This window comes from Microbacterium sp. H6 (genome assembly GCF_003314775.1).
Classification (GTDB): Bacteria; Actinomycetota; Actinomycetes; order Actinomycetales; family Microbacteriaceae; genus Microbacterium; species Microbacterium oxydans.
This window is the reverse complement of record NZ_QOAY01000034.1, coordinates 17,123-41,945: the sequence shown is the minus strand read 5'-3', so window position 1 is coordinate 41,945 and position 24,823 is coordinate 17,123. Positions and strand designations below refer to the sequence as shown.

General features: G+C 66.3%; 24 protein-coding genes. 13 read left to right on the top strand and 11 right to left on the bottom strand.

Annotation, left to right across the window (positions count from 1 at the left end; genetic code table 11):
- Positions 1-7 precede the first annotated feature (7 nt).
- The 5 genes from dnaE (at position 8) to DSP71_RS01915 (ending at position 7,664) form a co-directional block, all read left to right on the top strand.
- A complete protein-coding gene (gene dnaE, locus DSP71_RS01935) occupies positions 8-3,526 on the top strand; it encodes a DNA polymerase III subunit alpha (RefSeq protein WP_058632806.1) in 3,519 nt (1,172 codons plus the stop codon).
- 72 nt (positions 3,527-3,598) lie between these two features.
- Entirely contained in the window at positions 3,599-4,828 is a 1,230-nt protein-coding gene (locus DSP71_RS01930; protein ID WP_113680227.1) for a hypothetical protein, read from the top strand.
- Between the two features lie 2 nt (positions 4,829-4,830).
- Positions 4,831-6,135, top strand: a complete 1,305-nt coding sequence (hisD, locus tag DSP71_RS01925) for a histidinol dehydrogenase (RefSeq protein ID WP_113680226.1) — start codon at positions 4,831-4,833, stop codon at positions 6,133-6,135.
- Between the two features lie 10 nt (positions 6,136-6,145).
- Positions 6,146-6,616, top strand: a complete 471-nt coding sequence (nrdR, locus tag DSP71_RS01920) for a transcriptional regulator NrdR (RefSeq protein ID WP_046749305.1) — start codon at positions 6,146-6,148, stop codon at positions 6,614-6,616.
- A 10-nt stretch (positions 6,617-6,626) separates the two neighbouring features.
- Entirely contained in the window at positions 6,627-7,664 is a 1,038-nt protein-coding gene (locus DSP71_RS01915) for a quinone-dependent dihydroorotate dehydrogenase (protein ID WP_113680225.1), read from the top strand.
- On the opposite strand, the gene DSP71_RS01910 is transcribed toward DSP71_RS01915, so the two are convergent.
- Complete coding sequence (locus DSP71_RS01910; RefSeq protein WP_113680224.1) at positions 7,639-8,211, bottom strand: DUF3043 domain-containing protein; 573 nt, start codon at positions 8,209-8,211, stop codon at positions 7,639-7,641. The two genes, DSP71_RS01915 and DSP71_RS01910, sit on opposite strands and share 26 nt — an antisense overlap.
- 46 nt (positions 8,212-8,257) lie before the next feature.
- Here DSP71_RS01910 and DSP71_RS01905 point away from each other — a divergent pair, with 46 nt between their 5' ends.
- From DSP71_RS01905 to DSP71_RS01885, 5 genes are all read left to right on the top strand, one after another.
- Positions 8,258-9,670: a dipeptidase gene (locus tag DSP71_RS01905; RefSeq protein ID WP_113680223.1), complete on the top strand. Its 1,413-nt coding sequence runs from the start codon at positions 8,258-8,260 to the stop codon at positions 9,668-9,670.
- Positions 9,671-9,731: 61 nt separating this feature from the next.
- Positions 9,732-10,094 (top strand): iron-sulfur cluster insertion protein ErpA, encoded by a 363-nt coding sequence (gene erpA / locus DSP71_RS01900; protein WP_017830247.1) that lies wholly within the window; start codon positions 9,732-9,734, stop codon positions 10,092-10,094.
- Positions 10,095-10,233: 139 nt separating this feature from the next.
- Positions 10,234-11,136, top strand: a complete 903-nt coding sequence (gene coxB, locus DSP71_RS01895; RefSeq protein WP_046749301.1) for a cytochrome c oxidase subunit II — start codon at positions 10,234-10,236, stop codon at positions 11,134-11,136.
- A 3-nt stretch (positions 11,137-11,139) separates the two neighbouring features.
- Positions 11,140-12,873, top strand: a complete 1,734-nt coding sequence (ctaD, locus tag DSP71_RS01890; protein WP_171011008.1) for a cytochrome c oxidase subunit I — start codon at positions 11,140-11,142, stop codon at positions 12,871-12,873.
- A 3-nt stretch (positions 12,874-12,876) separates the two neighbouring features.
- Positions 12,877-13,311, top strand: a complete 435-nt coding sequence (locus tag DSP71_RS01885) for a cytochrome c oxidase subunit 4 (RefSeq protein WP_046749300.1) — start codon at positions 12,877-12,879, stop codon at positions 13,309-13,311.
- A gap of 68 nt (positions 13,312-13,379) precedes the next feature.
- On the opposite strand, the gene DSP71_RS01880 is transcribed toward DSP71_RS01885, so the two are convergent.
- From DSP71_RS01880 to DSP71_RS01850, 7 genes are all read right to left on the bottom strand, one after another.
- On the bottom strand, positions 13,380-13,799 hold the full coding sequence (locus DSP71_RS01880; RefSeq protein ID WP_113680222.1) for a rhodanese-like domain-containing protein: 420 nt from the start codon (positions 13,797-13,799) through the stop codon (positions 13,380-13,382).
- Between the two features lie 115 nt (positions 13,800-13,914).
- Positions 13,915-14,430, bottom strand: coding sequence for a GNAT family N-acetyltransferase (locus DSP71_RS01875; protein WP_113680221.1), 516 nt, complete (start codon positions 14,428-14,430; stop codon positions 13,915-13,917).
- Positions 14,431-14,460: 30 nt separating this feature from the next.
- On the bottom strand, positions 14,461-14,865 hold the full coding sequence (locus tag DSP71_RS01870) for a RidA family protein (protein WP_046749297.1): 405 nt from the start codon (positions 14,863-14,865) through the stop codon (positions 14,461-14,463).
- 79 nt (positions 14,866-14,944) lie between these two features.
- Positions 14,945-16,756 (bottom strand): cytochrome bc complex cytochrome b subunit, encoded by a 1,812-nt coding sequence (locus DSP71_RS01865; RefSeq protein WP_058632813.1) that lies wholly within the window; start codon positions 16,754-16,756, stop codon positions 14,945-14,947.
- Positions 16,753-17,829 (bottom strand): ubiquinol-cytochrome c reductase iron-sulfur subunit, encoded by a 1,077-nt coding sequence (locus tag DSP71_RS01860; RefSeq protein ID WP_046749295.1) that lies wholly within the window; start codon positions 17,827-17,829, stop codon positions 16,753-16,755. The genes DSP71_RS01865 and DSP71_RS01860 overlap by 4 nt, the downstream gene beginning before the upstream one ends.
- 36 nt (positions 17,830-17,865) lie before the next feature.
- Entirely contained in the window at positions 17,866-18,669 is an 804-nt protein-coding gene (locus tag DSP71_RS01855) for a c-type cytochrome (protein ID WP_058632814.1), read from the bottom strand.
- A gap of 20 nt (positions 18,670-18,689) precedes the next feature.
- Positions 18,690-19,247 (bottom strand): heme-copper oxidase subunit III, encoded by a 558-nt coding sequence (locus DSP71_RS01850; protein ID WP_227751204.1) that lies wholly within the window; start codon positions 19,245-19,247, stop codon positions 18,690-18,692.
- 288 nt (positions 19,248-19,535) lie between these two features.
- Here DSP71_RS01850 and trpD point away from each other — a divergent pair, with 288 nt between their 5' ends.
- Together trpD and DSP71_RS01840 are read left to right on the top strand one after the other, a co-directional pair.
- Positions 19,536-20,606 (top strand): anthranilate phosphoribosyltransferase, encoded by a 1,071-nt coding sequence (trpD, locus tag DSP71_RS01845; RefSeq protein WP_046749293.1) that lies wholly within the window; start codon positions 19,536-19,538, stop codon positions 20,604-20,606.
- 2 nt (positions 20,607-20,608) lie between these two features.
- Positions 20,609-21,595, top strand: a complete 987-nt coding sequence (locus tag DSP71_RS01840; RefSeq protein WP_174799765.1) for a PHP domain-containing protein — start codon at positions 20,609-20,611, stop codon at positions 21,593-21,595.
- Between the two features lie 21 nt (positions 21,596-21,616).
- Here DSP71_RS01840 and DSP71_RS01835 read toward each other — a convergent pair whose 3' ends face one another.
- Positions 21,617-22,552, bottom strand: a complete 936-nt coding sequence (locus tag DSP71_RS01835) for a 5'-3' exonuclease (RefSeq protein WP_058632820.1) — start codon at positions 22,550-22,552, stop codon at positions 21,617-21,619.
- Positions 22,553-22,659: 107 nt separating this feature from the next.
- On the opposite strand from DSP71_RS01835, the gene DSP71_RS01830 reads away from it, so the two are divergent.
- Positions 22,660-23,385: a hypothetical protein gene (locus DSP71_RS01830; RefSeq protein ID WP_113680219.1), complete on the top strand. Its 726-nt coding sequence runs from the start codon at positions 22,660-22,662 to the stop codon at positions 23,383-23,385.
- An 18-nt stretch (positions 23,386-23,403) separates the two neighbouring features.
- On the opposite strand, the gene DSP71_RS01825 is transcribed toward DSP71_RS01830, so the two are convergent.
- The gene (locus DSP71_RS01825; protein WP_257022307.1) at positions 23,404-24,003 is read right to left on the bottom strand and encodes a hypothetical protein; all 600 of its coding nucleotides are present in this window, start codon (positions 24,001-24,003) and stop codon (positions 23,404-23,406) included.
- Positions 24,004-24,227: 224 nt separating this feature from the next.
- On the bottom strand, positions 24,228-24,776 hold the full coding sequence (locus tag DSP71_RS01820; RefSeq protein WP_113680217.1) for a hypothetical protein: 549 nt from the start codon (positions 24,774-24,776) through the stop codon (positions 24,228-24,230).
- Positions 24,777-24,823: the final 47 nt, after the last annotated feature.

The window sequence follows — 24,823 nt, the reverse complement described above, 5'->3', positions numbered from 1 at the left end:
CGAAGGCATGGCATCCGACTCTTTCGTCCACCTGCACGTGCACAGCGAATACTCGATGCTCGACGGTGCGGCGAAGATCAATGCGATGACCCAGGCGGCTGCCGAATACGGCATGCCCGCGATCGCCGTCACCGATCACGGCAACACCTTCGCGGCCTTCGAGTTCTACAACGCCGCACGAAACGCCGGCATCAAGCCCATCATCGGGCTCGAGGCGTACATGACCCCCGGTACCCACCGCAGCGACAAGACTCGCGTGCAGTGGGGCTCGCCCGACCAGAAGAGCGATGACGTCTCGGGTTCCGGCGCGTACACCCACATGACGATGTGGAGCCAGAGCACCGAGGGCATGCACAACCTCTTCCGCATCAGCTCGAGATCGAGCATGGAGGGGTACTACTTCAAGCCGCGTATGGACCGCGAGCTGCTCCAGACCTACGGCAAGGGACTCATCGCCACGACAGGCTGCCCTTCGGGGGAGATCCAGACACGTCTGCGACTCGGACAGTACGACGCGGCACGCGCGGCGGCGGCCGAGTTCCAGGACATCTTCGGCAAGGAGAACTACTTCGCCGAGATCATGGACCACGGCCTGTCGATCGAGCGGCGTGTCATGACCGACCTGCTCCGTCTGTCGAAGGACCTGAACATCCCCCTGGTCGCCACCAACGACTCGCACTACACGCACCAGCACGAGGCCGACGCACACGAGGCTCTCCTGTGCGTGCAGTCTGGGTCGACGATGGACGACCCCAACCGGTTCAAGTTCGACGGCGACGGCTACTACATCAAGACAGCGGCCGAGATGCGGCAGCTCTTCCGAGACCACCCGGAAGCATGCGACAATACGCTGCTGATCGCCGAGCGGTGCGAGGTGGAGTTCAACACCTCCGCGAACTACATGCCGCGATTCCCGGTGCCGGACGGCGAGACCGAGGACAGCTGGCTCATCAAAGAGGTCGAGGCGGGGCTCCACTACCGCTACCCGGGTGGCATCCCCGACAAGGTGCGCAAGCAGGCCGAGTACGAGACCGGCATCATCCTGCAGATGGGGTTCCCCGGGTACTTCCTGGTCGTCGCCGACTTCATCAACTGGGCGAAGGACAACGGCATCCGGGTCGGTCCCGGCCGTGGCTCCGGTGCCGGATCGATGGTCGCGTACGCGATGAGGATCACCGACCTCGATCCGCTCGAGCACGGACTGATCTTCGAGCGATTCCTCAACCCCGACCGTGTATCGATGCCCGACTTCGACGTCGACTTCGATGACCGGCGCCGTGGCGAGGTCATCGACTACGTGACCGAGAAGTACGGCTCCGAGCGCGTCGCGCAGATCGTCACGTACGGCACCATCAAGTCCAAGCAGGCGCTGAAGGACGCCGGGCGCGTGCTCGGGTTCCCGTTCAGCATGGGAGAGCGTCTCACCAAGGCGATGCCCCCGCCCGTGATGGGCAAGGACATGCCCCTCGACGGCATGTTCGACTCGGCGCACCCGCGGTACAAGGAGGCGAGCGAGTTCCGCACCTTGATCGAGACCGATCCGGAGGCGAAGACCGTCTTCGACCGTGCGCTGGGTCTCGAGGGCTTGAAGCGTCAGTGGGGAGTGCACGCCGCCGGTGTGATCATGTCGTCCGACCCGTTGCTCGACATCATCCCGATCATGCGCCGTGAGCAGGACGGCCAGATCGTCACGCAGTTCGACTACCCGTCGTGCGAGTCGCTCGGTCTGATCAAGATGGACTTCCTGGGGCTCCGCAACCTCACGATCATCTCCGACGCGCTCGACAACATCCGCACCAACCGAGGTGAGGAACTCGACCTCGAGCACCTCGGCCTCGACGACCCGGGCGTTTATCAGCTGCTCGCCCGCGGAGACACCCTCGGTGTGTTCCAGCTCGACAGCCCGCCCCTGCGTTCCTTGATGCGGCTGATGAAGCCCGACAACTTCGGCGACATCTCGGCACTCATCGCCCTGTATCGTCCGGGGCCCATGGGCGCCAACTCGCACACGAACTACGCCCTGCGCAAGAACGGCCTGCAGGAGATCACTCCGATCCATCCCGAACTGGAAGCGCCTCTCGCCGAGATCCTGCAGGAGTCCTACGGGCTCATCATCTACCAGGAGCAGGTCATGGCCATCGCTCAGGCGGTCGCCGGCTTCAGCCTCGGACAGGCAGACATCCTCCGTCGTGCCATGGGCAAGAAGAAGAAGTCCGAGCTGGACAAGCAGTACGAGGGTTTCGCCGGCGGTATGAAGGAACGCGGCTTCGGCGAGGCGGCGATCAAGGCCCTGTGGGACATCCTGCTGCCCTTCTCGGACTACGCGTTCAACAAAGCGCACTCCGCCGCGTACGGCCTGGTGTCGTACTGGACCGCATACCTCAAGGCGCACTATCCCGCCGAGTACATGGCGGCGCTGCTCACCAGCGTCGGCGACTCCAAGGACAAGATGGCGCTGTACCTGAACGAGTGCCGTCGGATGGGCATCAAGGTGCTCCCGCCCGACGTCTCCGACTCGATCAACTTCTTCGCCGCCGTGGGCGACGACATCCGCTTCGGCCTCGGAGCCGTGCGCAACGTCGGCAGCAACGTCGTCGAGGGCATCGTCAAGGCCCGCAAGGACGAGCGCTTCACTTCGTTCCATCACTTCCTCGAGAAGGTTCCTCTGCACGTCTCGAACAAGCGCACCGTCGAGTCCCTGATCAAGGCGGGCGCGTTCGACTCCATGGGAGACACCCGTCGCGCGCTGTACGAGGTGCACGAAGACGCGGTCGAGGCGGCGGTCGACCGCAAGCGGAACGAGGCCCAGGGGGCGATCGGCTTCGACTTCGACAGCCTGTACGACGGGACCGAAGAGGTCGCGCCGGCCAAGGTCCCGGCCAGACCCGAGTGGGTCAAGAAGGACAAGCTCGCGTTCGAGCGGGAGATGCTCGGGCTCTACGTGTCAGACCACCCTCTCGCCGGACTCGAGGTACCGCTCGCGAAGCATGCGTCGATCTCGATCAACGATCTGAACAACTCCGAAGACCTGCAGGACGGCGACCAGGTGACGGTGGCCGGACTCGTGACCAGCGTGCAGCACCGCGTGGCCAAGGCGAGCGGAAACCCGTACGGCATGATCACCGTAGAGGACTTCAATGGTGAGGTCACCGTGATGTTCATGGGAAAGACGTACACCGAGTTCCAGCACACGCTGCAGCAGGACGCGATCCTCGCCGTGCGCGGGCGCGTGTCCAGGCGCGACGACGGGCTCAACCTGCACGCGCAGTCGGCGTTCGCTCCCGACGTGGGCTCTTTCGACGCGGCCGGTCCGCTGGCACTCGTCCTCGCCGAGCAGCGGGCGACCGAGCGGGTGATGATGGAACTCGCGGAGGTGCTCCGGCGCCACAACGGAGACACCGAGGTGGTGCTCCGCGTGCACCGGGGCGGCACGGCGAAGGTCTTCGAGGTGCCGATGCCCGTCAAGGTGTCCGCGGATCTGTTCGGTGACCTCAAGTCGCTGCTCGGGCCCACCTGTCTGGGGTGAGCGGGGTAGGATCGTGAGCCGTCGGCAGCACGACGAAACCACCCGTCGAGCCCCGTGACGAAAGGACCACGCATGAGCACGGATCTCCCCGAAACGGATCCTGAGGACGAGGTCTTCAGCGACGACGACGGTGTCCTCTACGACGAAGAGGTCACGCCGGAGTTCGGAATCCTCGGGTTCACGCTGCGCGAGCTGCTGATCGTGGGCGTGTGGCTGCTTTCGTTCGTGTTCTCGTTCTTCCCGCTCATCGGCGACCTCTCGCTCTGGGGCGTCGGAATCCAGTGGGTGCTTCCGATCGCGCTGCCCACCGTCGCCGTGTTCCTTCTGGTGCTCCGCCGATTCTCGCCCGACGGCATCCGCCGGGTCGGCTCACTCGGCATCGATCAGTTCGCCTCTGTCGCGTTCTCCGTGTCCGCCGTGGTCTGGATCGGCAGCCTGTGGCTCGCGATCTCCGCGCTCGTCTCCGGTGGCGTCTGGACCCTTCCGTGGAACGGAGTCGCCCTGGCCATCACCTCTGTGGCGCTCGTCGTCCTCACGGTGTTCGCCCCGATCATCCCGGGTCTCAAGGAAGACTTCCACGGGCGTCTCGTGACGCTCGCACACCGCAATGCGAACCCCGTTCGTCCCGTGATCGCGCGGCCGCGTCCCGAGCCCGCGATCACCGACACGGTCGAAGAGCCGTCGCGCGTACCTGCGACCTCCGACGAGCTCGAGGTGTCTGAGGAGTCCGAGACGCAGACCGACGTCATCGTCGACAGCTCGGCTCTTCCTCTCGTCATCGACCGCGATGTCGAGCTGTCGGGCCACCAGGCCACGGACGAGATCGCTCGCTTCGACCTCGCCGAGCAGGTGCCGCTCACGGCACACGCGTCCGGTGGCGGGATCGGCACCACGCCGGAGGAGTCCGACGAGGACTACGTTCCCTCGTACTCACGTCGCTCCCGCAACCAGGAGCCGGAGATCGTCTCGGATACCGGGAGCATCGAGTCGCTGCTCGAGACAGCGGCGACGTATGAGACGAGCACGGCCGAGGAAGAGCCGGAGCCGCTGATCCTGGAGGGCGTCACGGACGCCGACCTCGAGACGACGAATCCCCGAGCGACGGCGCCCGCAGCCCAGCCGTTCTGGATCCTCGCGCCGTCCGAGCGCGACGTCCACGACGAGCGTGGAGAGCCGCTCTTCCGCATCGGCCCGAGCGCGTGGGCTCTCGTGATCGAGGACCGTGGGGGTGCGTTCGTCGTCCGACATGACGACGGACGGATCGGCTACCTCCACGACATCTCCGACATCACGAAGGGTTGACAATGCGCACGATCGATCTGCGAGGGCGCGAGCTCTCGCCCGCGGGCATGCTCGCCGCCGTCCCCAGGGCAACGCAGGCCAGAGCCGAAGCGCTGGACACCGCAGCGCGCATCGTCGACGACGTGCGCGAGCGCGGTGAGGCGGCTCTTCGGGAGCAGGCCGAACGATTCGACGGAGTCACGGAACACGCAGTGCGCGTGCCCGCCGATCACCTCATCACGGCGTTGGAAGAGCTCGCGCCGGAGGTGCGGAGTGCGCTCGAGGAGGCGATCCGTCGCGTGCGCCTCGCGTCGGCAGCCCAGGTTCCCGCGACGCAGGTGACGCACATCGGGGAAGGGGCCGTCATCACGCAGCGCTGGCAGCCGGTGCACCGCGTGGGGGTCTACATCCCCGGCGGCAAAGCCGTGTATCCGTCGAGCGTGATCATGAACGTCGTGCCGGCACAGGTCGCCGGTGTCCAGGAGATCGCCCTGGCATCGCCGCCGCAGTCGGACCAGGGCGGACGAATCCACCCGACGATCCTCGCGGCGGCCGCGTTGCTGGGGGTGACCGAGGTGTACGCGATGGGTGGCGCCGGCGCGATCGGCGCGCTGGCCCACGGAGTGTCGTCGCTCGACCTCGACCCTGTCGACGTCGTCTCGGGTCCGGGGAACAATTACGTCGCTTCCGCCAAGCGCGCCGTCGCCGGCGTCGTCGGAACGGACTCGGAAGCCGGGGCCACGGAGATCCTCGTCGTCGCCGACGCCCACGCGGATCCTCGGCTCATCGCCGCAGACCTCGTCAGCCAGGCGGAGCACGACGAGCAGGCATCGGCGGTGCTCGTGACTGACGCGGCGGATCTGGCCGAGAAGGTGGCCGCCGAAGTGGAACGCATCGCCGCCGGCACGCGCCACAGCGAACGTGTCGCGGCCGCGCTGTCGGGGCCGCAGTCCGCGATCGTCCTCGTCGACGATCGCGACATGGCCACCGCCTTCAGCAACGCCTACGCACCGGAGCACCTCGAACTCCACCTCGTCGACGCCGAGCAGGCTGCCGCGGCCTTCACCAGCGCCGGGGCCGTGTTCGTCGGCGACCAGACCCCCGTCAGCCTCGGGGACTACATGGCAGGCAGCAATCACGTCCTGCCGACTGGAGGGCAGGCGCGCTATGCCCCGGGTCTCGGCTCGTACACCTTCCTTCGCCCGCAGCAGGTGATCTCCTACGACAGAGCTGCCCTGGCGGCTGTGCGGGCTGGAGTCGTCGCCCTGGCCGAAACCGAGGTGCTTCCTGCCCACGGCGAAGCGATCGAGGCGCGTTTCACCGCGTAGGATCGGTCAGATGCACTGCCCCTTCTGTCGACACCCCGATTCCCGCGTCATCGATTCACGCACCAGCGACGACGGACTCTCGATCAGGCGTCGTCGACAGTGCCCGGAGTGCGGTGGCAGGTTCACCACGACGGAGACGGCGAGCCTCAACGTCATCAAGCGTTCCGGGGTGATGGAGCCGTTCAGTCGGGAGAAGGTCATCACGGGCGTGCGCAAGGCGTGCCAGGGACGTCCGGTCACCGAGGGAGACCTCGCGGTGCTCGCTCAACGCGTGGAAGAGGCCGTGCGGCAGACCGGCGTCTCGCAGCTCGACACGAACGAGATCGGTCTGGCCATCCTGGGACCGTTGCGCGAGCTTGACGAGGTCGCGTTCCTGCGGTTCGCCAGCGTCTATCAGGCGTTCGATTCGCTCGAGGACTTCGAGTCCGCCATCACCGACCTGCGCGCCGACCACACGAAGCGGGAGTCCGCGGAGCGGTAATCTGGCAGGGATGTATCCGCTGCTCTTTCGCGCTGTCCTGTCGCGCTTCGACCCCGAGTTCGCCCACCACGCCGGCATGGCGGTGATCCGTGTGCTCGGGGCGCCTCCGTTCTCCTGGGCGACGCGGGCTCTCACTCGACCGGATCCGTCGCTTCAGGTCGAAGCCCTCGGTCTCACCTTCCCCTCGCCGTTCGGTGTCGCTGCGGGGTTCGACAAGAACGCGGTGGGCGTGCGGGGACTCGCCGCGCTGGGGTTCGGGCACGTGGAAGTGGGCACCGTGACGGCGATCCCTCAGGAGGGAAACCCCAAGCCGCGGCTGTTCCGTCTCGTCGAAGACCGGGCCGTGATCAATCGGATGGGCTTCAACAACGCGGGAGCGGATGCCGCCGCTCGTCGACTCGCGCGCCTGCGGCGTGGCGCGCCCGACACGATCATCGGCGTCAACATCGGCAAGAGCCGTGTCGTCGACGTCGAAGACGCGACCGCCGACTATGTGGCTTCGGCGACGCGCCTCGCTCCGCTCGCCGACTATCTGGCCGTCAACGTGTCGTCACCGAACACGCCGGGGCTGCGCGGCCTGCAGGCTGTCGAGACGCTCGCGCCGCTTCTTCGCGCGGTCAGGGAAGCCTCCGGCAGCACGCCACTTCTCGTGAAGATCGCGCCTGACCTCCCGGATGATGAGATCGCGGCGATCGCTCGGTTGGCCGTCGCCGAGGGGCTGGCGGGGATCATCGCCCACAACACGACGATCAGTCGAGCCGGGCTGCGTACGGATGCGGCGACCGTCGAGGCCGCGGGAGCGGGTGGGCTCTCCGGGGCGCCGCTGAAGAAGCGGTCCCTCGAAGTGCTGCGCGTCGTGCGCGACGCGGTTCCCGCAGATTTCTGCGTCATCGCGGTCGGGGGAGTGGAGACCGCTTCGGACGTGCAGGAGCGCATCGACGCAGGTGCGACGCTCGTGCAGGGCTATACGGCGTTCCTCTACCGCGGCCCGTTCTGGGGTCGCGAGATCAACAGGGGACTGCTCAGGCGGGGTACTGGCCGCGCTTGACCTGCGGCTTCGGCAGACGCATGAAGCGCATCTGCAGCGCGCGCATCGCGGCGTACCAGCCGAGGCCGCGCTCGAGTCGGTCCTTGCCGAACTTCGCCGCCGCCTTGCGCTTGACCCGCATGCCGAGCAGGATCATGCCGCCGATCGCGATCACGAGGTAGCCCATCATCACGATGTAGGCGTAGAAGGAGATGGCCGTGTTCGCCGGCACCAGCGAGGCGAGGATGACCAGCACCATCACACCCATCACGAACTCGGCCGGGTGCCACCCCGCGTCCACGTAGTCGCGGACCCAGCGGCGCTGCGGGCCCTTGTCGCGAACCGGGAGGTACTTCTCCTCACCGGCGGCCAAGCCTGCCTGCGCGCGGGCACGGCGCTCATTGAGCTCCGCCTTGGCCGCCGCCTTCGCCTCTTTGGTGTTGGCGACGAGGGGCCGGCGACGAGCTGCCTCCTGCTCCGCACGGCTCGGCGTCGCGCGCCCCTTGCCGACGGAGGTCGTCTCGGGTGCGTCGTCGTTCGTGGAAGGGGAGGTAGGGGTAGTGGACACGGAGTTCCTCGGTTCGCCGGTGGGGGATCACCTTAAGATTACTCGCATGACCTCTCCTGTTCCTCACCGTGAGTCCGACGCCGCCGTCCTCGAGGCGGTGGCGACCGGGATCCCCTCTGCGCTGTCGGATCTCGGCCACCTGGTGCGCATCCCCGGCATGGCCTGGCCGGCGTTCGATCAGACGCAGCTGGAACGCAGCGCAGAGGCTGTCGCCGCGCTGGCATCCGGCACCGGTGTGTTCGACGAGGTGCGCGTGCTCCGCGCCGCGATCCCCGGGACAGACGAGCAGGGACAGCCGGCTGTGCTCGCCACGCGTGCCGCGCGCAACGGCAAGCCGACGATCCTGCTCTACGCCCACCACGACGTGCAGCCTCCGGGGGATGATGCCCTGTGGGAGACTCCGCCGTTCGAGCCGACGGTGCGTGACGGGCGTCTCTACGGCCGTGGGGCGGCGGACGACAAGGCCGGCATCATGTCGCACATCGCCTCGATCCGCGCGGTCAGCGAGGTGCTGGGCGACGATCTCGACCTCGGCATCGCGATGTTCATAGAGGGGGAGGAGGAGTACGGCTCCCGCTCGTTCGCGCAGTTCCTCTCCGACAATAAGGACGCTCTCCGCGCGGACGCGATCGTCGTGGCGGACTCCGGTAACTGGGACTCCGTGACCCCGGGGCTCACGGTCTCGCTCCGTGGCAATGCGCGCTTCACGATGCGTGTGCGCACCCTCGACCACGCTTCGCACTCCGGCATGTTCGGCGGCGCCGTGCCCGATGCGATGATGGCGACTGTCACACTGCTCTCCACACTGTGGAACGCCGACGGTTCGGTCGCGGTCGAGGGCATGACCGAGCGGGACGCTCCCACTCCTGAATACACCGAGGCGACGCTGCGAGACGAGGCGGGTCTGCTGCCCGGCACCACGCCGATCGGCGGCGGCACCATCCTCAGCCGGATCTGGAACAAGCCCTCGGTGACGGTCATCGGGATCGATGCCACCAGTGTGGCGGCGGCCTCCAACACCCTGCTCCCCGAGGTGACGGTGGTCATCAGCGCGCGGGTGGCACCGGGCCAGACCGGCAGGGAGGCCTACGACGCTCTCGAGAGTCATCTCCGCGCGCACGCGCCGTTCGGAGCAGACCTCACCTTCTCCGACATCGACCTCGGTGACGGCTTCCTCGTCGACACCAGCGGCTGGGCTGTCGCCCTCACCCGCGACGCCATGCGCGACGGCTACGGGGTGCCTCCCGTAGACCTCGGAGTGGGCGGCTCGATCCCGTTCATCGCGGACCTCGTGCGGGAGTTCCCCGACGCGCAGATCCTGGTCACCGGTGTCGAGGACCCGCACTCGCGCGCACACAGCCCCAACGAGTCGCTGCATCTCGACACCTTCCGCCATGCGGTCGCGACCGAGGCGTTGCTGCTCGCCCGCATGAATGACGAAGAACGCGGAGCCGTCTGAGATCAGCGGCGGTAGAATCGTCCGAGAAGCCGTGCACCCGCGGCCCGTCACAAGGAGCGACATGAGCGACACCACACTCTCCCCAGAGACCACCCGCGCACACGGCGTCACCCTGACCGACGCTGCTGCCACCAAGGTGAAGAACCTCCTGGAGCAGGAGGGCCGCGACGACCTGCGGCTGCGCGTTGCCGTGCAGCCGGGCGGATGCTCGGGCCTGATCTACCAGCTGTACTTCGACGAGCGCTACCTCGAGGGTGACGAGACCGTCGACTTCGACGGCGTGGAGGTCATCATCGACAACATGAGCGTCCCGTACCTCGACGGTGCGGCGATCGACTTCAAGGACACGATCTCCGAGCAGGGCTTCACGATCGACAACCCCAACGCGGCGGGAAGCTGCGCCTGCGGCGACAGCTTCCACTGATCCCGCGCCGTGCACACGGCCGCCGTCACCGCTGGTGACGGCGGCCGTTCTGGTTTCACTACCCGCGTGGATGGCATGAATCAGGTGTGAGGTTGCCCTAGACTTGGGTGTGCTCTGTTCGCGATCTGAAAGGTGCATCGTGCCCTCGAAACGCAGCCTTCGTTGGGCCGCCCTCCCTGTGGGAGTTGCGGCAGCCTTGGCCCTGGCGGGATGCTCTCCCACCGAGCTGAACGGCTTTCTTCCGGGCTTCGTGGAGGGTGGTCCCGCAGCCACCAACCAGACCGAGCGCGTCTCGTCGCTCTGGGTCAACTCCTGGATCGTGCTCCTCGCGGTCGGCATCATCACCTGGGGCCTGATGGCCTGGGCTGCGATCGCCTACCGCCGCCGCAAGGGCCAGACCGGCCTCCCGGTGCAGATGCGCTACAACATGCCGATCGAGATCTTCTACACGATCGTGCCGCTCATCCTCGTGCTGGGCATGTTCTTCTTCACGGCTCGCGACCAGTCCGAGATCGAGGCGAAGTGGGACGACCCCGACGTCGAGATCACCGCGATCGCGAAGCAGTGGGCCTGGGACTTCCAGTACGACGGCGAGGAGGAGGACAACTCCGACGCCGTCTGGACGATGGGCGTCCAGGCGCAGCCCGACAAGGACGGCAACATCGACCAGGCACAGCTGCCGACCCTGGTGCTGCCTGTCGACAAGAAGGTCACGATCAACCTTCAGTCGCGCGACGTCATCCACTCCTTCTGGATCATCGACTTCCTGTACAAGAAGGACATGTTCATCGGGAAGGACAACTCCTGGTCGTTCATCCCGACTCGAGAGGGCGAGTACGCCGGCAAGTGCGCCGAGCTCTGCGGTGAGTACCACTCCATGATGCTCTTCAACGTGAAGGTGGTCTCCCAGAGCGACTACGACGCCTACGTGGCATCGCTCGAGGAGAAGGGCAACACCGGCGACATCACCGGTGCGTACGACCGTCTCGCGAACCTGCCGGGGACCACCCCGAAGACCGACACCGAGGAAGGAGGGGAGTAAGCCATGTCGACCACAGAAGCTCCCCGTACCGACGAGTCCCCCCGCTCGCGTCCCAGCACTCTGCCCGCACGCCAGGCCGCTCTCATGAGCTCCTCGCGCGTCGAGCAGAAGGGCAACATCGTCGTCAAGTGGATCACCTCCACCGACCACAAGACGATCGGGTACATGTACCTGATCGCGTCGGTGATGTTCTTCCTCCTCGGCGGTGTGATGGCTCTCGTCATCCGCGCAGAGCTGTTCGCGCCGGGCATGCAGATCATCCCGACGAAGGAGCAGTACAACCAGCTCTTCACGATGCACGGCACGATCATGCTGCTGATGTTCGCGACGCCGCTGTTCGCCGGGTTCGCCAACGCCATCCTGCCGCTGCAGATCGGTGCCCCTGACGTCGCCTTCCCGCGTCTGAACGCCTTCGCCTTCTGGCTCTTCCTCTTCGGCTCCACGATCGCCGTCGCCGGCTTCCTGACCCCGCAGGGCGCGGCCTCCTTCGGATGGTTCGCGTACCAGCCGCTGGCGGGAGCGTCGTTCTCGCCTGGCGCAGGTGGAAACCTCTGGATGGTCGGTCTCGGCATCTCCGGTTTCGGTACCATCCTCGGTGCCGTCAACTTCATCACCACGATCATCACGATGCGTGCGCCCGGTATGACCATGTGGCGCATGCCGATCTTCTCGTGGAACACGCTCATCACGAGCCTGCTCATCCTGATGGCGTTCCCGGTGCTGGCCGCGGCCATCTTCGCTGCTGCTGCAGACCGTATCCTCGGTGCGCACATCTACGACCCGGCCAACGGCGGAGTCCTGCTCTGGCAGCACCTGTTCTGGTTCTTCGGACACCCTGAGGTCTACATCATCGCGCTGCCGTTCTTCGGCATCGTCTCCGAGATCTTCCCGGTGTTCAGCCGCAAGCCGATCTTCGGATACAAGACCCTCGTCTACGCGACGATCGCCATCGCGGCGCTGTCCGTCGCCGTGTGGGCTCACCACATGTACGTGACGGGCTCGGTCCTGCTGCCGTTCTTCGCTCTGATGACCATGCTCATCGCTGTGCCGACGGGTGTGAAGATCTTCAACTGGATCGGCACGCTCTGGCGAGGTTCGGTGACTTTCGAGACGCCGATGGTCTTCGCACTCGGCTTCCTCGTCTCGTTCGTCTTCGGTGGTCTGACGGGTGTCATCCTCGCGGCTCCGCCGCTGGACTTCGCCCTTTCCGACTCGTACTTCGTCGTCGCCCACTTCCACTACGTGGTGTTCGGAACCGTGGTGTTCGCCATGTTCGCCGGCTTCTACTTCTGGTGGCCCAAGTGGACAGGACGCATGCTGAACGAGCGTCTCGGCTACGTGCACTTCTGGCTGCTGTTCATCGGCTTCCACATGACGTTCCTCATCCAGCACTGGCTGGGTGTCGACGGCATGGTGCGTCGTTACGCCGACTACTCGGAGGCCGACGGCTGGACCTGGCAGAACCAGGTGTCGACGATCGGTGCCATCATCCTCGGCGCCTCGATGCTGCCGTTCTTCCTGAACGTCTGGATCACGGCACGCAAGGCTCCGAAGGTCACGGTCAACGACCCGTGGGGCTACGGCGGATCGCTCGAGTGGGCGACGTCCTGCCCGCCGCCGCGACACAACTTCACGTCGATCCCGCGCATTCGCAGCGAGCGTCCTGCGTTCGACCTGAATCACCCGGAAGCTGCGGAGTTCGCCACGACGGCTCCCGGCGAGCGAGAGGCCCACTAAGTCATGCGCGACAACGTCATTCTCTGGTGGATCCTGACGGCGTTCTTCGCCCTCGTCGGAGTCGTCTACACCGGCTGGCACATCCTCGCCACGCCTAACGACGACTTCGCCATGCGGGTCGAGTGGGTCGGCACGGTCGCCCTGTTCTTCGCCGCTTTCATGGCCGCGATGATCGCGTTCTACCTCGACCGCACCCACAAGGCCCAGCGCGGCGAGCTGCCGGAGGACATCCTGACGTCGGACATCGACGACGGTGACCCGGAGCTCGGCGAGTTCAGCCCGTGGTCGTGGTGGCCCATCGTCCTGGCCGCATCAGCCGGTGTCTTCGTGGTGGGCCTGGCAGTCGGCCACTTCCTCCTCCCGATCGGGCTGGCGATCTTCGTCGTCGCGATCGTCGGTTGGGTATACGAGTACTACCGCGGCAACTTCGCCCGCTGATACCGCGTATCGAAAGAAGGCCCTCGGATCCGTCCGGGGGCCTTCTTCCTGTGTAGCGACAGCCGTGTTCAGGCGCGGGTGCGGATCCGAGCGATTCCGGTGAGCGGATCCACCGGGCGATGATGCACGCCATCGGCGTCCTCCACCGCGTACCCTTCCCTGACCCAGTACTCGAAGCCGCCGATCATCTCGCGCACCCGATAGCCGAGGCGTGCGAACTCGAGCGCACCCTTCGCACCCGCATTGCACCCAGGGCTCCAGCAGTAGACCACGACATCGGTGTCCGCAGGGATCTCCCTCGGGGCACGGGAGGCGATCTCGCTGTAACGCATGTGTACGGCGCCGGCGACGCGCCCCTGAGCCCATGCCTCGTCCGAACGGACGTCGATCACCACCAGGTTCTCACCGGCCTTGATTGCGGCATGGACGTCGCTGGAGTCGGTCTCGTAGGTCAGTTTGGCCTCATAGAAGTCGGTGCGATCGATCATTCCCTCAGCCTAAGGAGCCGATGCGAGACGTCGACAGCGGAATCCCGTCTCGTGACGTGCGAATGCGGTCACATCCTGCCCACGAATCGCAGGAGGCCTGTTCCGCTCCCGCAATTCAGAGTGATGCAGTCATCTGCACGCGCGGACCATACTCGAAGAGACCGAGCGCGGATTCGACCTCGACGAGCTTCCGGAGCAGCGGAGTGTCCGGATCGCTCGCGACGAAACCACAGGAGCTGTAGAAGGGGGCATTCCAGGGCACATCCACATACGTGCGGAGCGTGATCTCTGCGTACCCGCGGTTCCGTGCCTCCGTGAGAGCAGCCTTGACGAGCTCACGACCGATTCCCCGGCGCCCGTATGACGGAAGCACGGAAAGCTGTTCGAGGTGCGCATGACCATCGATCTCCAGCACGTGGGCGAACCCGACGACAGGGGGCTCGACTGCTGCGTCGTCGGTGTGCTCGGCAACCAGCACGAACCCCGGCGACGACGTGCGTTCGACCGCGGGCGTAGGGGGAGGCCAGTCGACCGCGCCGAAACGGTCGACCAGCAGCGCATCCGCGGCGATCTCGATGCGTTCGGTGGCGGTGTCGTCGTCAGGGGTGGCCGGACGGATGACGATCTCCATGTTCAAGCAGCCAGGATCAGTTGGCCGAGGTCAGTCGGCCACGGCGGCGATGGCCTCGATCTCCACGAGCTGGTGGTCGTATCCGAGCACCGTGACGCCGAGGAGGGTGCTGGGGACGTCGTGCGCGCCGAAGGCGGCGTGGACCACATCCCAGGCGGTGACGAGGTCGGCCTGGGACGAAGAAGCTACCAGTACTCGTGTGCTGATGACATCGGTGAGGGACGCGCCGGCGACGTCGAGCGCTTCCTCGAGGGTCTCCACGCACCTGGCTGCTTGTGCCGCGTAATCGCCGGGCGCGGCGGTCGAGCCGTCGTCGTTGAGCGGACACGCGCCCGCAAGGAAGATGAGACGTGATCCGGACGGGGCTGTCGCGGCGTAGGCATAGGGAGCATCGGCGAGGGAAGTGGCTCGGATCAGTTGGACGGCGGAAGACATGGTTCGATCCTCTCATTCGGCAACAACGATGAAGGCCCCGTCCGCGTGGACGAGGCCTTCATCAGTGGGGGAGCGGCGACTACTCGCCGTCCTCCGACTTCTTGCGGGGCTTCTTCACCGGCTCGGTCGCGATGACCGTGCTGGGGGTGTTGGGCGTCTCGTCGACGTGCGTCTCGTCGACCGTGAGCGGGGCGTCGGGGAATCCTGCACGCTCATGCGCGCCCTGGATCTCCGCAGCCTCGGTCTCGTCGTTCTGAGCCGTGACGTGGTGCTGGTGAGCATCCGCGGCCTCGACCTCCGCCTGGGTGAGCGGCGCCAGACGGTCCTCGAAGAACCAGCGCGAGATCGAAGAACGGAGGTTCTCCGTCCACGGGATGCGACCCTTCGCGTTCGGACGCACCACGAGCGGCTCGTAGGTGTCGACGTCGATGAGCTTCCAGCGGTCGTACTTGTCGACAGGCTGGTGCACCTCGATGAACTCGCCGCCGGGGAGGCGGACGATGCGGCCCGACTCGTAACCGTGCAGGACGATCTCGCGGTCCTTCTTCTGCAGCGCGATGCAGATGCGCTTGGTGATGAAGTAGCCGAGGATCGGTCCGAGGAAGAGCAGCGCCTGCAGCGTGTGGATGACGCCTTCCATCGTGAGCATGAAGTGCGTCGCGATGAGGTCGGACGATGCAGCGGCCCACAGCACGGCGTAGAAGACCACGCCGGCGACGCCGATCGCGGTGCGGGTCGCGGCGTTGCGCGGACGCTGCGCGATGTGGTGCTCGCGCTTGTCGCCGGTGACCCATGCCTCGATGAAGGGGTAGATCGCCACGGCCACGATGAACAGACCGAGGACCAGAACCGGCGCGATGATTCCGAAGGACCAGGTGTGGTTCAAGAAGACGATGTCCCAGTTCGACGGAGCGAGACGCAGGGCGCCATCCGCGAAGCCGATGTACCAGTCCGGCTGCGTGCCGGCGGAGACGGGGGAGGGGTCGTACGGGCCGTAGTTCCAGATCGGGTTGATCTGGAAGAAGGTCGCGATCAACACGATGGTGCCGAAGACGATGAACAGGTAGCCGCCCATCTTGGACATGTAGACCGGCATCATCGGGTAGCCCACGACGTTGTCGTTCGTGCGGCCGGGGCCGGCGAACTGCGTGTGCTTGTTGATGATCATCAGCATGAGGTGCACGACGATCAGCGCGATCACCAGCATCGGCAGCAGCAGGATGTGCAGCGTGTAGAGGCGGCCGACGATGTCGGTGCCCGGGAACTCTCCGCCGAACAGGAGGAAGGAGGTCCACGTGCCGATCAGGGGGAGGCCCTTGATCATTCCGTCGATGATGCGGAGACCGTTACCCGAGAGCAGGTCGTCGGGCAGCGAGTAGCCGGTGAAGCCCTCGGCCATCGCGAGGATGAAGAGGATGAAACCGATCACCCAGTTCAGCTCGCGCGGCTTGCGGAACGCACCGGTGAAGAACACGCGGAGCATGTGCACGCCGATGCCGGCGATGAACACCAGAGCCGCCCAGTGGTGGATCTGGCGGACCAGAAGGCCACCGCGCAGGTCGAAGGAGATGTGCAGGGACGACTCGAGAGCCGCGGACATCTCGATTCCACGCATCGGCGCGTAGGCGCCGGTGTAGTGGGTCTCGACCATCGACGCCTGGAAGAAGAACGTCAGGAAGGTTCCGGAGAGGAACACGACGACGAAGCTCCACAGGGCGATCTCGCCGAGCATGAACGACCAGTGGTCGGGGAAGATCTTGCGTCCCAGCTCCTTGACGAAGCCGGAGAGGCTGGTGCGCTCATCGATGTAGTTCGACGCGGCACCGACGAAGCGACCGCCGAGGGGCGCCTTGGTGTCCTTGTCCTCTTTGGACAGCGTTGCGGTGCTCAATGGCGCTCCCAGAAGCTCGGGCCGACGGGTTCCGTGAAGTCGCTGCGTGCGACCAGGTAGCCCTCGTCATCGACGGTGATGGGCAGCTGCGGCAGCGGACGTGCCGCCGGGCCGAAGATGACCTTTGCGTGGTCCGTGACGTCGAACTGCGACTGGTGGCACGGGCACAGCAGGTGATGTGTCTGCTGCTCGTACAGTGCCACAGGGCAGCCGACGTGCGTGCAGACCTTGGAGTAGGCGACGATGCCGTCGTACGACCAGTCCTTGCGGTCCTCGGCCTCGATCAGCTGCTCGGGACGCAGGCGCATCATCAGCACGATGGCCTTGGCCTTCTCCTCGAGGTAACCGTCGCTGTGGCTGAGGGTGGCGAGCTCTTCCGGGATCACGTGGAAAGCGGAGCCGAGCGTGACGTCGGCCGCGCGGATCGGTGTGCCGTCGGGGTCGCGCACCAGGCGTGCTCCCTCTTCCCACATGGTGTGCTTGAGAAGCACGACCGGATCTCCCGCAGTGGGGTCATCCGGTGTGGAGTGCGGAGCCAGTCCGCGGAAGAGCGTCACGCCAGGGATGATCGAGGCGACGATCGCGGCGAACAGCGAGTTGCGGATCATGGTGCGACGGCCGAAACCGGACTCCTCGTTCGCGTCCGAGAAGGCCTTGATGGCCGCCTCACGCGTGGAGTCCTTGCCGCGGGTCGGGTGGCGGTGCTCGATGAACTCCTTGTCGGACATGAGCGCCTTGGACCAGTGGATCGCACCGATGCCGAGGGCCAGCAGCGCGAGAGCGATGCCGAGACCGATGAAGAGGTTGTTCTGACGGATGTCGATGAGCGCGCCGCTCTCGATCGGGAACAGCATGTAGGCGGCGACCGCCCAGATGCTCCCGGCGAGCGAGAGGTAGAACAGCGTGTAGACAGTGCGGACAGCGGCCTTCTCTGCGCGCGGGTCCTTGTCGGTCATCCGCTCGCGGTGCGGCGGAAGCCCGGGGTTCTGCACGGGATCGCTGACTGCGACACCCAGCCCTGGAGAGGGCTGGTAGGCCCTGTCAAGAGCCTGCGAGTCGTCGTCGTGTGCCATGGTGCTCCTCGTACGTTCCTCTTCGATGATTAAGCGTCAGTTGGACTTCGCCGTGATCCACACGGTGACGGCGACGAGCGCGCCGATACCGAAGATCCACACGAACAGGCCCTCGGAGACCGGTCCGAGCGAGCCGAGCGAGAATCCACCGATCTGCACGGACTGCTGCTGGAAGAGCAGTGCCGAGATGATGTCGCGCTTGTCCTCGTCGGACAGGTTCATGTCGCCGAAGACCGGCATGTTCTGCGGGCCGGTGACCATTGCCGCGTACATGTGCAGTGCACTGGTCTCGCCGAGACCGGGAGCGTACTTGCCCTCGGTGAGCGCTCCACCGGCTGCGGCCACGTTGTGGCACATCGCGCAGTTGACGCGGAAGAGCTCCGCACCGTTGGAGACATCGCCCTTGCCGTCGAGGATGTGGTCCGACGGGAACGTCGGGCCAGGAGCCTCGGACTGGACGAAGGCGGCCATGGCGAGGATCTGGTCCTCGGTGAACTGCGGTGCCTTCTGCGGAGCCTGCGGGCCCTGCATCTGCAGCGGCATGCGGCCGGTCGACAGCTGGAATTCGGTGGCCAGCTCACCCACGCCGTACAGGCTGGGGCCGTTGGCGGTTCCCTGCAGGTCGAGACCGTGGCAGGTGGCGCAGTTGGCGGTGAACAGCTTCTTGCCGTCTTCCACCGTCAGCTGCGAGGTCGCAGCCGACTGGGTGTCGGTCGCGGCGAACGCGGCGGTCGCTCCGGCGTACACAGCGCCGGTGATCATGAGGCCTGCTCCGATGAGCGCGGCCGCCGCCAAAGGGCTGCGACGACCGCTGGAACGGCGCTTCTTCTCTCGTGCCATCTCGGGGATCAGCTCCGCTCTTATTTCAGGAAGTAGATAACGAGGAACAGCACGATCCAGACGACGTCGACGAAGTGCCAGTAGTAGGACACCACGATCGAGGAGGTCGCCTCCTTGTGCCGGAAGTTCTTGACCGCGTAGGCGCGGCCGATGACGAGCAGGAACGCGACCAGGCCACCCGTGACGTGCAGGGCGTGGAAGCCCGTGGTCAGGTAGAACGCGGAGGCGTACGAGTCGGCGCTGATCGGCATGCCTTCAGCCACCAGCTGCGCGTACTCCCAGACCTGGCCGGAGACGAAGATGGCGCCGAGAGCGAAGGTGAGGAAGAACCACTCGACCATTCCCCAGCCGAACAGACGACGGCGGCCGGCGCCGTTCTTCTGTCCCTTGCCGATCTTGTAGGGCTGCAGGTCTTCTGCCGCGAACACGCCCATCTGGCACGTGAACGAGGAGAGCACCAGGATCGCAGTGTTCACTGCGGCGAACGGGACGTTCAGCAGCTCGGTCCGGTCCGCCCACAGCTCCGGAGAGGTGCTGCGGAGGGTGAAGTAGATCGCGAAGAGTCCCGCGAAGAACATCACCTCGCTGCCGAGCCACACAATGGTGCCGACAGCTACCGGGTTGGGCCGCTTAATCGTTCTCGCCGCCGGGGCATACGTCGCTGAGGTCGTCACCCCTCCATTATGGCCGATCCGCGGGCGTGATTCTTGCACCTGCGGGCCCAGGATTGCCTGAGTTCGACTTAGGGGACCCTAAGAAAACACTGCGAATAGCCGGTGAATCCGCGGGAAACAAGGGATGGGCGCTGATCGCACGTCCGCCCGGAAGCATCTGCATGTTTTCTCCGCGCCGATAGGATCGCACACATGGCTGATTCCCTGACCTGGTCCGACGTGCTCACCTCTCTGTTGGAGCGCCGCGATCTCAGTGTGTGGGAGTCGACGTGGGCGATGCGCCAGATCATGCAAGGGAGTGTCACCGAGGCTCAGCTCGCCGGCTTCCTGGTCGCACTTCGGGCGAAGGGGGAGACGATCGACGAGATCGTCGGCTTCCGTGACGCGATCCTCGAGGCCGCGGTGCCTCTTCCCGTCTCTCCTGACGTGCTGGACATCGTCGGTACCGGCGGCGATCGCGTCGGTACGGTGAACGTCTCGACCACCGCGGCGATCATCATCGGTGCCACCGGAGTGCCGGTGGTCAAGCACGGCAACCGTGCCGCGAGCTCGGCGTCCGGCTCCTCCGACGTGCTCGGAGCTCTCGGTCTCGAGCTGTCGCTCGATCCGTCGTCGGTCTCCTCCATCCTCGATCGCACCGGGATCACGTTCGCCTGGGCGGGGGCCTTCCATCCCGGGTTCAGGCACGCCGGTTCCGTCCGCGCCGAGCTCGGCGTTCCCACGGTCTTCAACATGCTCGGACCGCTCTGCAACCCGGCCCGCGCGGAGGCCAATGCGGTGGGCGTCGCACAGATCGAGCGCGTTCCCCTCATCACCGGTGTGTTCCGAACGCGTGGCGCGACGGCGCTCGTCTTCCGAGGGGATGACGGGCTCGACGAGCTGACCACCACGGGGCACAGTCGCATCTGGGAGGTCACGCGCGGAGACATCCATGAGCACGATCTCGACCCGCGTGATCTAGGCATCCCGATCGCCGACCTCGCGGACCTGATCGGAGGGTCACCGCAGCACAATGCAGAGGTGCTCAGGCGAACCCTCGCGGGCGAGACGGGCGCGGTGCGGGACATCGTGCTCCTCAACGCCGCCGCGGGCATCGTCGCCTTCGAGCTCTCCCAGGACGCCACACAGGTGCAGCGACCGATCCTCGAACGCCTTCGTGAGGGATACGACAAGGCAGCGGCTGCGGTGGACGACGGCCGCGCCCTGGCCAAGCTCGACCAGTGGATCTCGGTGAGTCGCGAGCTGGCTGCACCGAAGGAGTGACCGTGGATCCCGTCGACGCGCTACTGGAGATCGCATCTCTGCTCGAGCGCGAGCGGGCCTCCCGGTATCGGGCGAAGGCGTTCCGGCAGGCGGCGGCGACGCTGCAGGACCTTCCCGAGGGCGTCCGCGCCGACCCCACGCGGCTGCGCGCGGCGAAGGGGATCGGGGAGTCGACGTTCGCGGTGATCCGGCAGGCTCAGGCCGGGGAGGTGCCGGAGTACCTGGTCGAACTGCGCGGCGATGTCGAGCCGGAGCGGGTATCCGTGCTCCGATCGAAGCTGCGCGGTGATCTCCATGCGCACACTGACTGGTCCGACGGCACCACGCCCATCCCGGTGATGGCCGCGGCAGCGCGTGCGCTCGGGCACGAGTATCAGGCGATCACCGATCACTCGCCGCGACTTCGCGTGGCACGTGGGCTTTCCGCCGAACGGCTGCGGGAGCAGATTCCCTTGGTGCGCAATGAGTCCGGTGAGGGCTTCACGCTTCTGGCCGGTATCGAGGTCGACATCCTCGAAGACGGCACTCTGGACCAGGAGGACTCTTTGCTCGGCGAGCTCGACATCGTCGTGGCGTCCGTGCATTCCAAGCTGCGCATGGACGCACGACCGATGACCGCGCGGATGATTGCCGCGGTGTCGCATCCGCGGGTGAACGTGCTCGGCCACTGCACCGGGCGATTGGTGCAAGGAGAGCGGGGGACCCGCCCGCAGTCGGTGTTCGATGCGACTGCGGTCTTCGCCGCGTGCGCCGAAAACGGCGTCGCCGTCGAGATCAACTCCCGCCCCGAGCGGCAGGATCCACCGGACGAACTGATCGCGATCGCCCTCGAGGCGGGATGCCTGTTCTCCATCGACTCGGATGCGCACGCACCAGGACAGCTCTCTCTGCTCGATCACGGCGCCGAGCGCGCAGAGCGTGCAGGCGTTCCCGCCTCGCGGATCGTCACGACGTGGGGGCTTTCCCGACTGCTCGCCTGGGCGGAGTAGACGCAGCGGCCCCGAGAACGATCAGGACGCGAGGGCGGCCTTCGACACAGCGGCGACCGCGCGCGTCATGGAGCCGCCGAGATTCCACTTCTCGGCCAGGGTGTTCGCCGCGTCGACCTCCGAGGGGTCGAGCACGTGGAGTGGAACGTCCGGCGCAGTGATGGGGAGGGACCTGGCCACCGCGACCACCGTCGGAGCCACGTCGAGGTAGGCGGTCGCTGCGAGGATCTTCGCGCGTACCCCGGCGCTCATGCCTTCTCCCGTCTCGGCAGCGGCGCGGATGCCCTCGAGGTCGGAGTGCGCCTGCAGGAGCGTCGCGGCGGTCTTGTCTCCGACACCGGGGACGCCGGGGAGGCCGTCGGAGGAATCGCCGCGCATCGTGGCGAAGTCGGCGTACTGGGAGGGGAGTACCCCGTACTTCGCGACGACCGTCGCGTCGGTCACGACTTCGAGATTGCTCATGCCACGCGCGGTGTAGATCACACGCACATCGCGGGCATCGTCGACGAGCTGGAAGAGGTCGCGGTCGCCCGTGACGATGTCTACCGGCATCGTGGCGTCGGTGGCCAGGGTTCCGATGACGTCGTCGGCCTCATGGTCGGCGACACCGATGATGGGGATGCCGATCGCAGCGAGCGTCTCGCGGATGAGGGGGATCTGCGCTTCGAGCGGGTCGGGTACCTCTTCGACATCGGGCCCATTCGCGATGACCTCGACGACGCGGTGCGTCTTGTAGCTCGGGATGAGATCTACGCGCCACTGCGGCCGCCAGTCGTCGTCCCAGCAGGCGATGACGTGCGTGGGCTCGTAGAGCGTGACGAGCTTGGCGACGATGTCGAGCAGACCCCGCGCCGCGTTGATCGGAGAGCCGTCCGGCGCGGTCACCTTGTCGGGGACGCCGTAGAACGCACGGAAGTAGAGGCTGGCGGTGTCGAGCAGCATGAGGCGATCGGTCACGAGCACAGTCTGACACGGGTCTCCGACCCGGCACCGGCCCCCTGCGTCGGCGGCGTGGCCCACCAGCCGTGGATGAGACGATCCTGGGTGTCGTGACACACAGGAGTATGAATGCTCTCCCTCGAACGCTGTCCGCTGTGATCCTGGGCGGGGTGGTGCTCGCCGGAGTCCTGGCCGGCTGTGCAGCATCTGCGGGCACATCCCCGGCTCCGGAGTCGACATCCGGCCCCGACGCATCCGATGCCTCGTACGCGCCGCGGGCGGCGTGGCTTGATGCGACGTCGTTCGTGCTGAAGACGTGGGGCGACGCATGCTCACCGCAGATCGGCGACCTCGTGGCGGGGGAGCAGTCGCTGGAGATCGTGCTCGTCGCCGGGCCGGACCAGGCGTGCGCCGCTGTGCAGACGGCGCACGGCCTGTACCTCGGCCTCCCTGCCGGGTTCGACTCCTCCCGCCCTGTCGAGCTGACCGTGACCGAGGTCGGGGGAGAGAAGGCCGAGCTCACCCTGCCGGCACTCGCAACGGGGGAGATCATCCCAGCCGATCGGATGTCGCGGCAGACCCCGGCGGCGGCGTGGATAGACGCGCATGAGCTCGCGATCCTCACATGGGGCTCGTCCACCTGCGTGCCGGCCTCGGGAACGCTGGAAACCGTGAATGCGAAGGAAGGGATCATCCGACTGGAGCCGAGTGCGAACGAGGTGTGCACGATGGACCTGGTCCCGCAGATCACCTTCGTGCCTGCGGAAGGCATCCAGGACGACGCCGTCCTGACCCTCGAGGGCTTCGTCGATGCCGACGGTGCTGCGGCGGTCGTGACTGCCGTGCGATAGCGCGCCTGTCGGTCCGGCTCAGCACCCCGGTGCTGTCGGTCTCTGCTCGCAGGTGTGGGCCACGAGGGCGGTGTGCGCTTCGAAGATGCGTATCTCCCGAGCCGGGCCAGGAATCGTGAGCTGCCCGGTCACCGGGAACCAGCCCCCGCCGAGATCGACCTCTGCGGTGTAACGCACGGTGACGTGGGCCCGGTAGGTGCCGCGCTCGTCATAGGTGTGACTCGTCGTGGTGGGCGTGAACGGTGCCTGGCCGAGCGCTGACCAGGTCTGTCCGCCTGTGCTCGAGGTCGCGGAGGTGCCGTCGCCGTGCACGAACTCATACCCGACAGGCGTGAACCGCACGGTGAGAACCGTGCCGAACAGCGATCCTGAGCGAGTGTGCACCGCTGCTGCAGCGACGAAGTTCGTCGGCATGCCGGCGACGCCGAGGTTGTCGGGCTCTCCCACATTCGCCACGGGATCGGGCGCGAACTGTGCGAGGTCGTCGATGGTGATGGTCGGGGCGGCAGTCGCGTCCTGCGCGGGATCGGTCGGCGGCTCCTCATCGGACACCGCGCGGAAGCACCCGCGGGAGCTGTTCCAGTCGTCGAGGCAGGAATCGAAGTCGAACTCGTGCACGGGGAATCCGGGGCCGGAGGGGGAGGGCGGAGCGTCTCCTCGGGGCGAGCCGCTGTGGGGTGTACCGGAGGAGGGTTGCGTCTGGGTGCCTGAGATCACCACAGTTCCTGCGTTAGTCGACGCCCAGGCCCCATCAAATCCAGCTTGCGGAGGGGGTGGGTCTGGGGGCCCGAGCACAACGACGGAGGCTCCGAACAGGAGCAACGAGGCAAATGGCCGGGAGATCACCCGCATTGGAGGTTCTCTGTTTGAGTGGTCGATGAGATAGCGAGTTTGGTGTCCGTATCGGCTACGACGAACACGATCTCGATCGACTGACGCGGCGGTCGATCCGCCGGGACCGCGGAGGAGCCGTCCGCGTTAGACAACTGCACCTCCGACACGTCGAGACAAGTGCGCGCTGTGACAGTGGCATGCGCGTACTCGATCGGAGTAAAGGCATCAAAAGCGGAGGAGCCGCTCCGAGTGATTCCTGCGGCATAAAACTGGCTGTAGTTCTCACGGGCGGACGCGAGCGCTTCGCCCGTGAGCCAGTCAAAGACTTCTGCAAACGAAGATGGGTCGGTGAGATCGGTGCTGTTCGTCGCGTCCGCATACTCGGTGAACGTCTCCTCCGCGGCGGCATAGGCTTCTTCTTCCGAGGCGAACGCTGCGGTCGGGGTGGGCGTCGGGGCTGGCGACGGCGTGCATCCGGCGAGGACCATGACGCCGAGAACCATCGCGAAGGCGCCGAAGCGGCGGGATGTGGCGGGAGCGGGAGTCGGCGAGATCACCCCGTCACGGTAGTCGGAAGCGCCACGAGCCCGCGGGAGTTATCCAC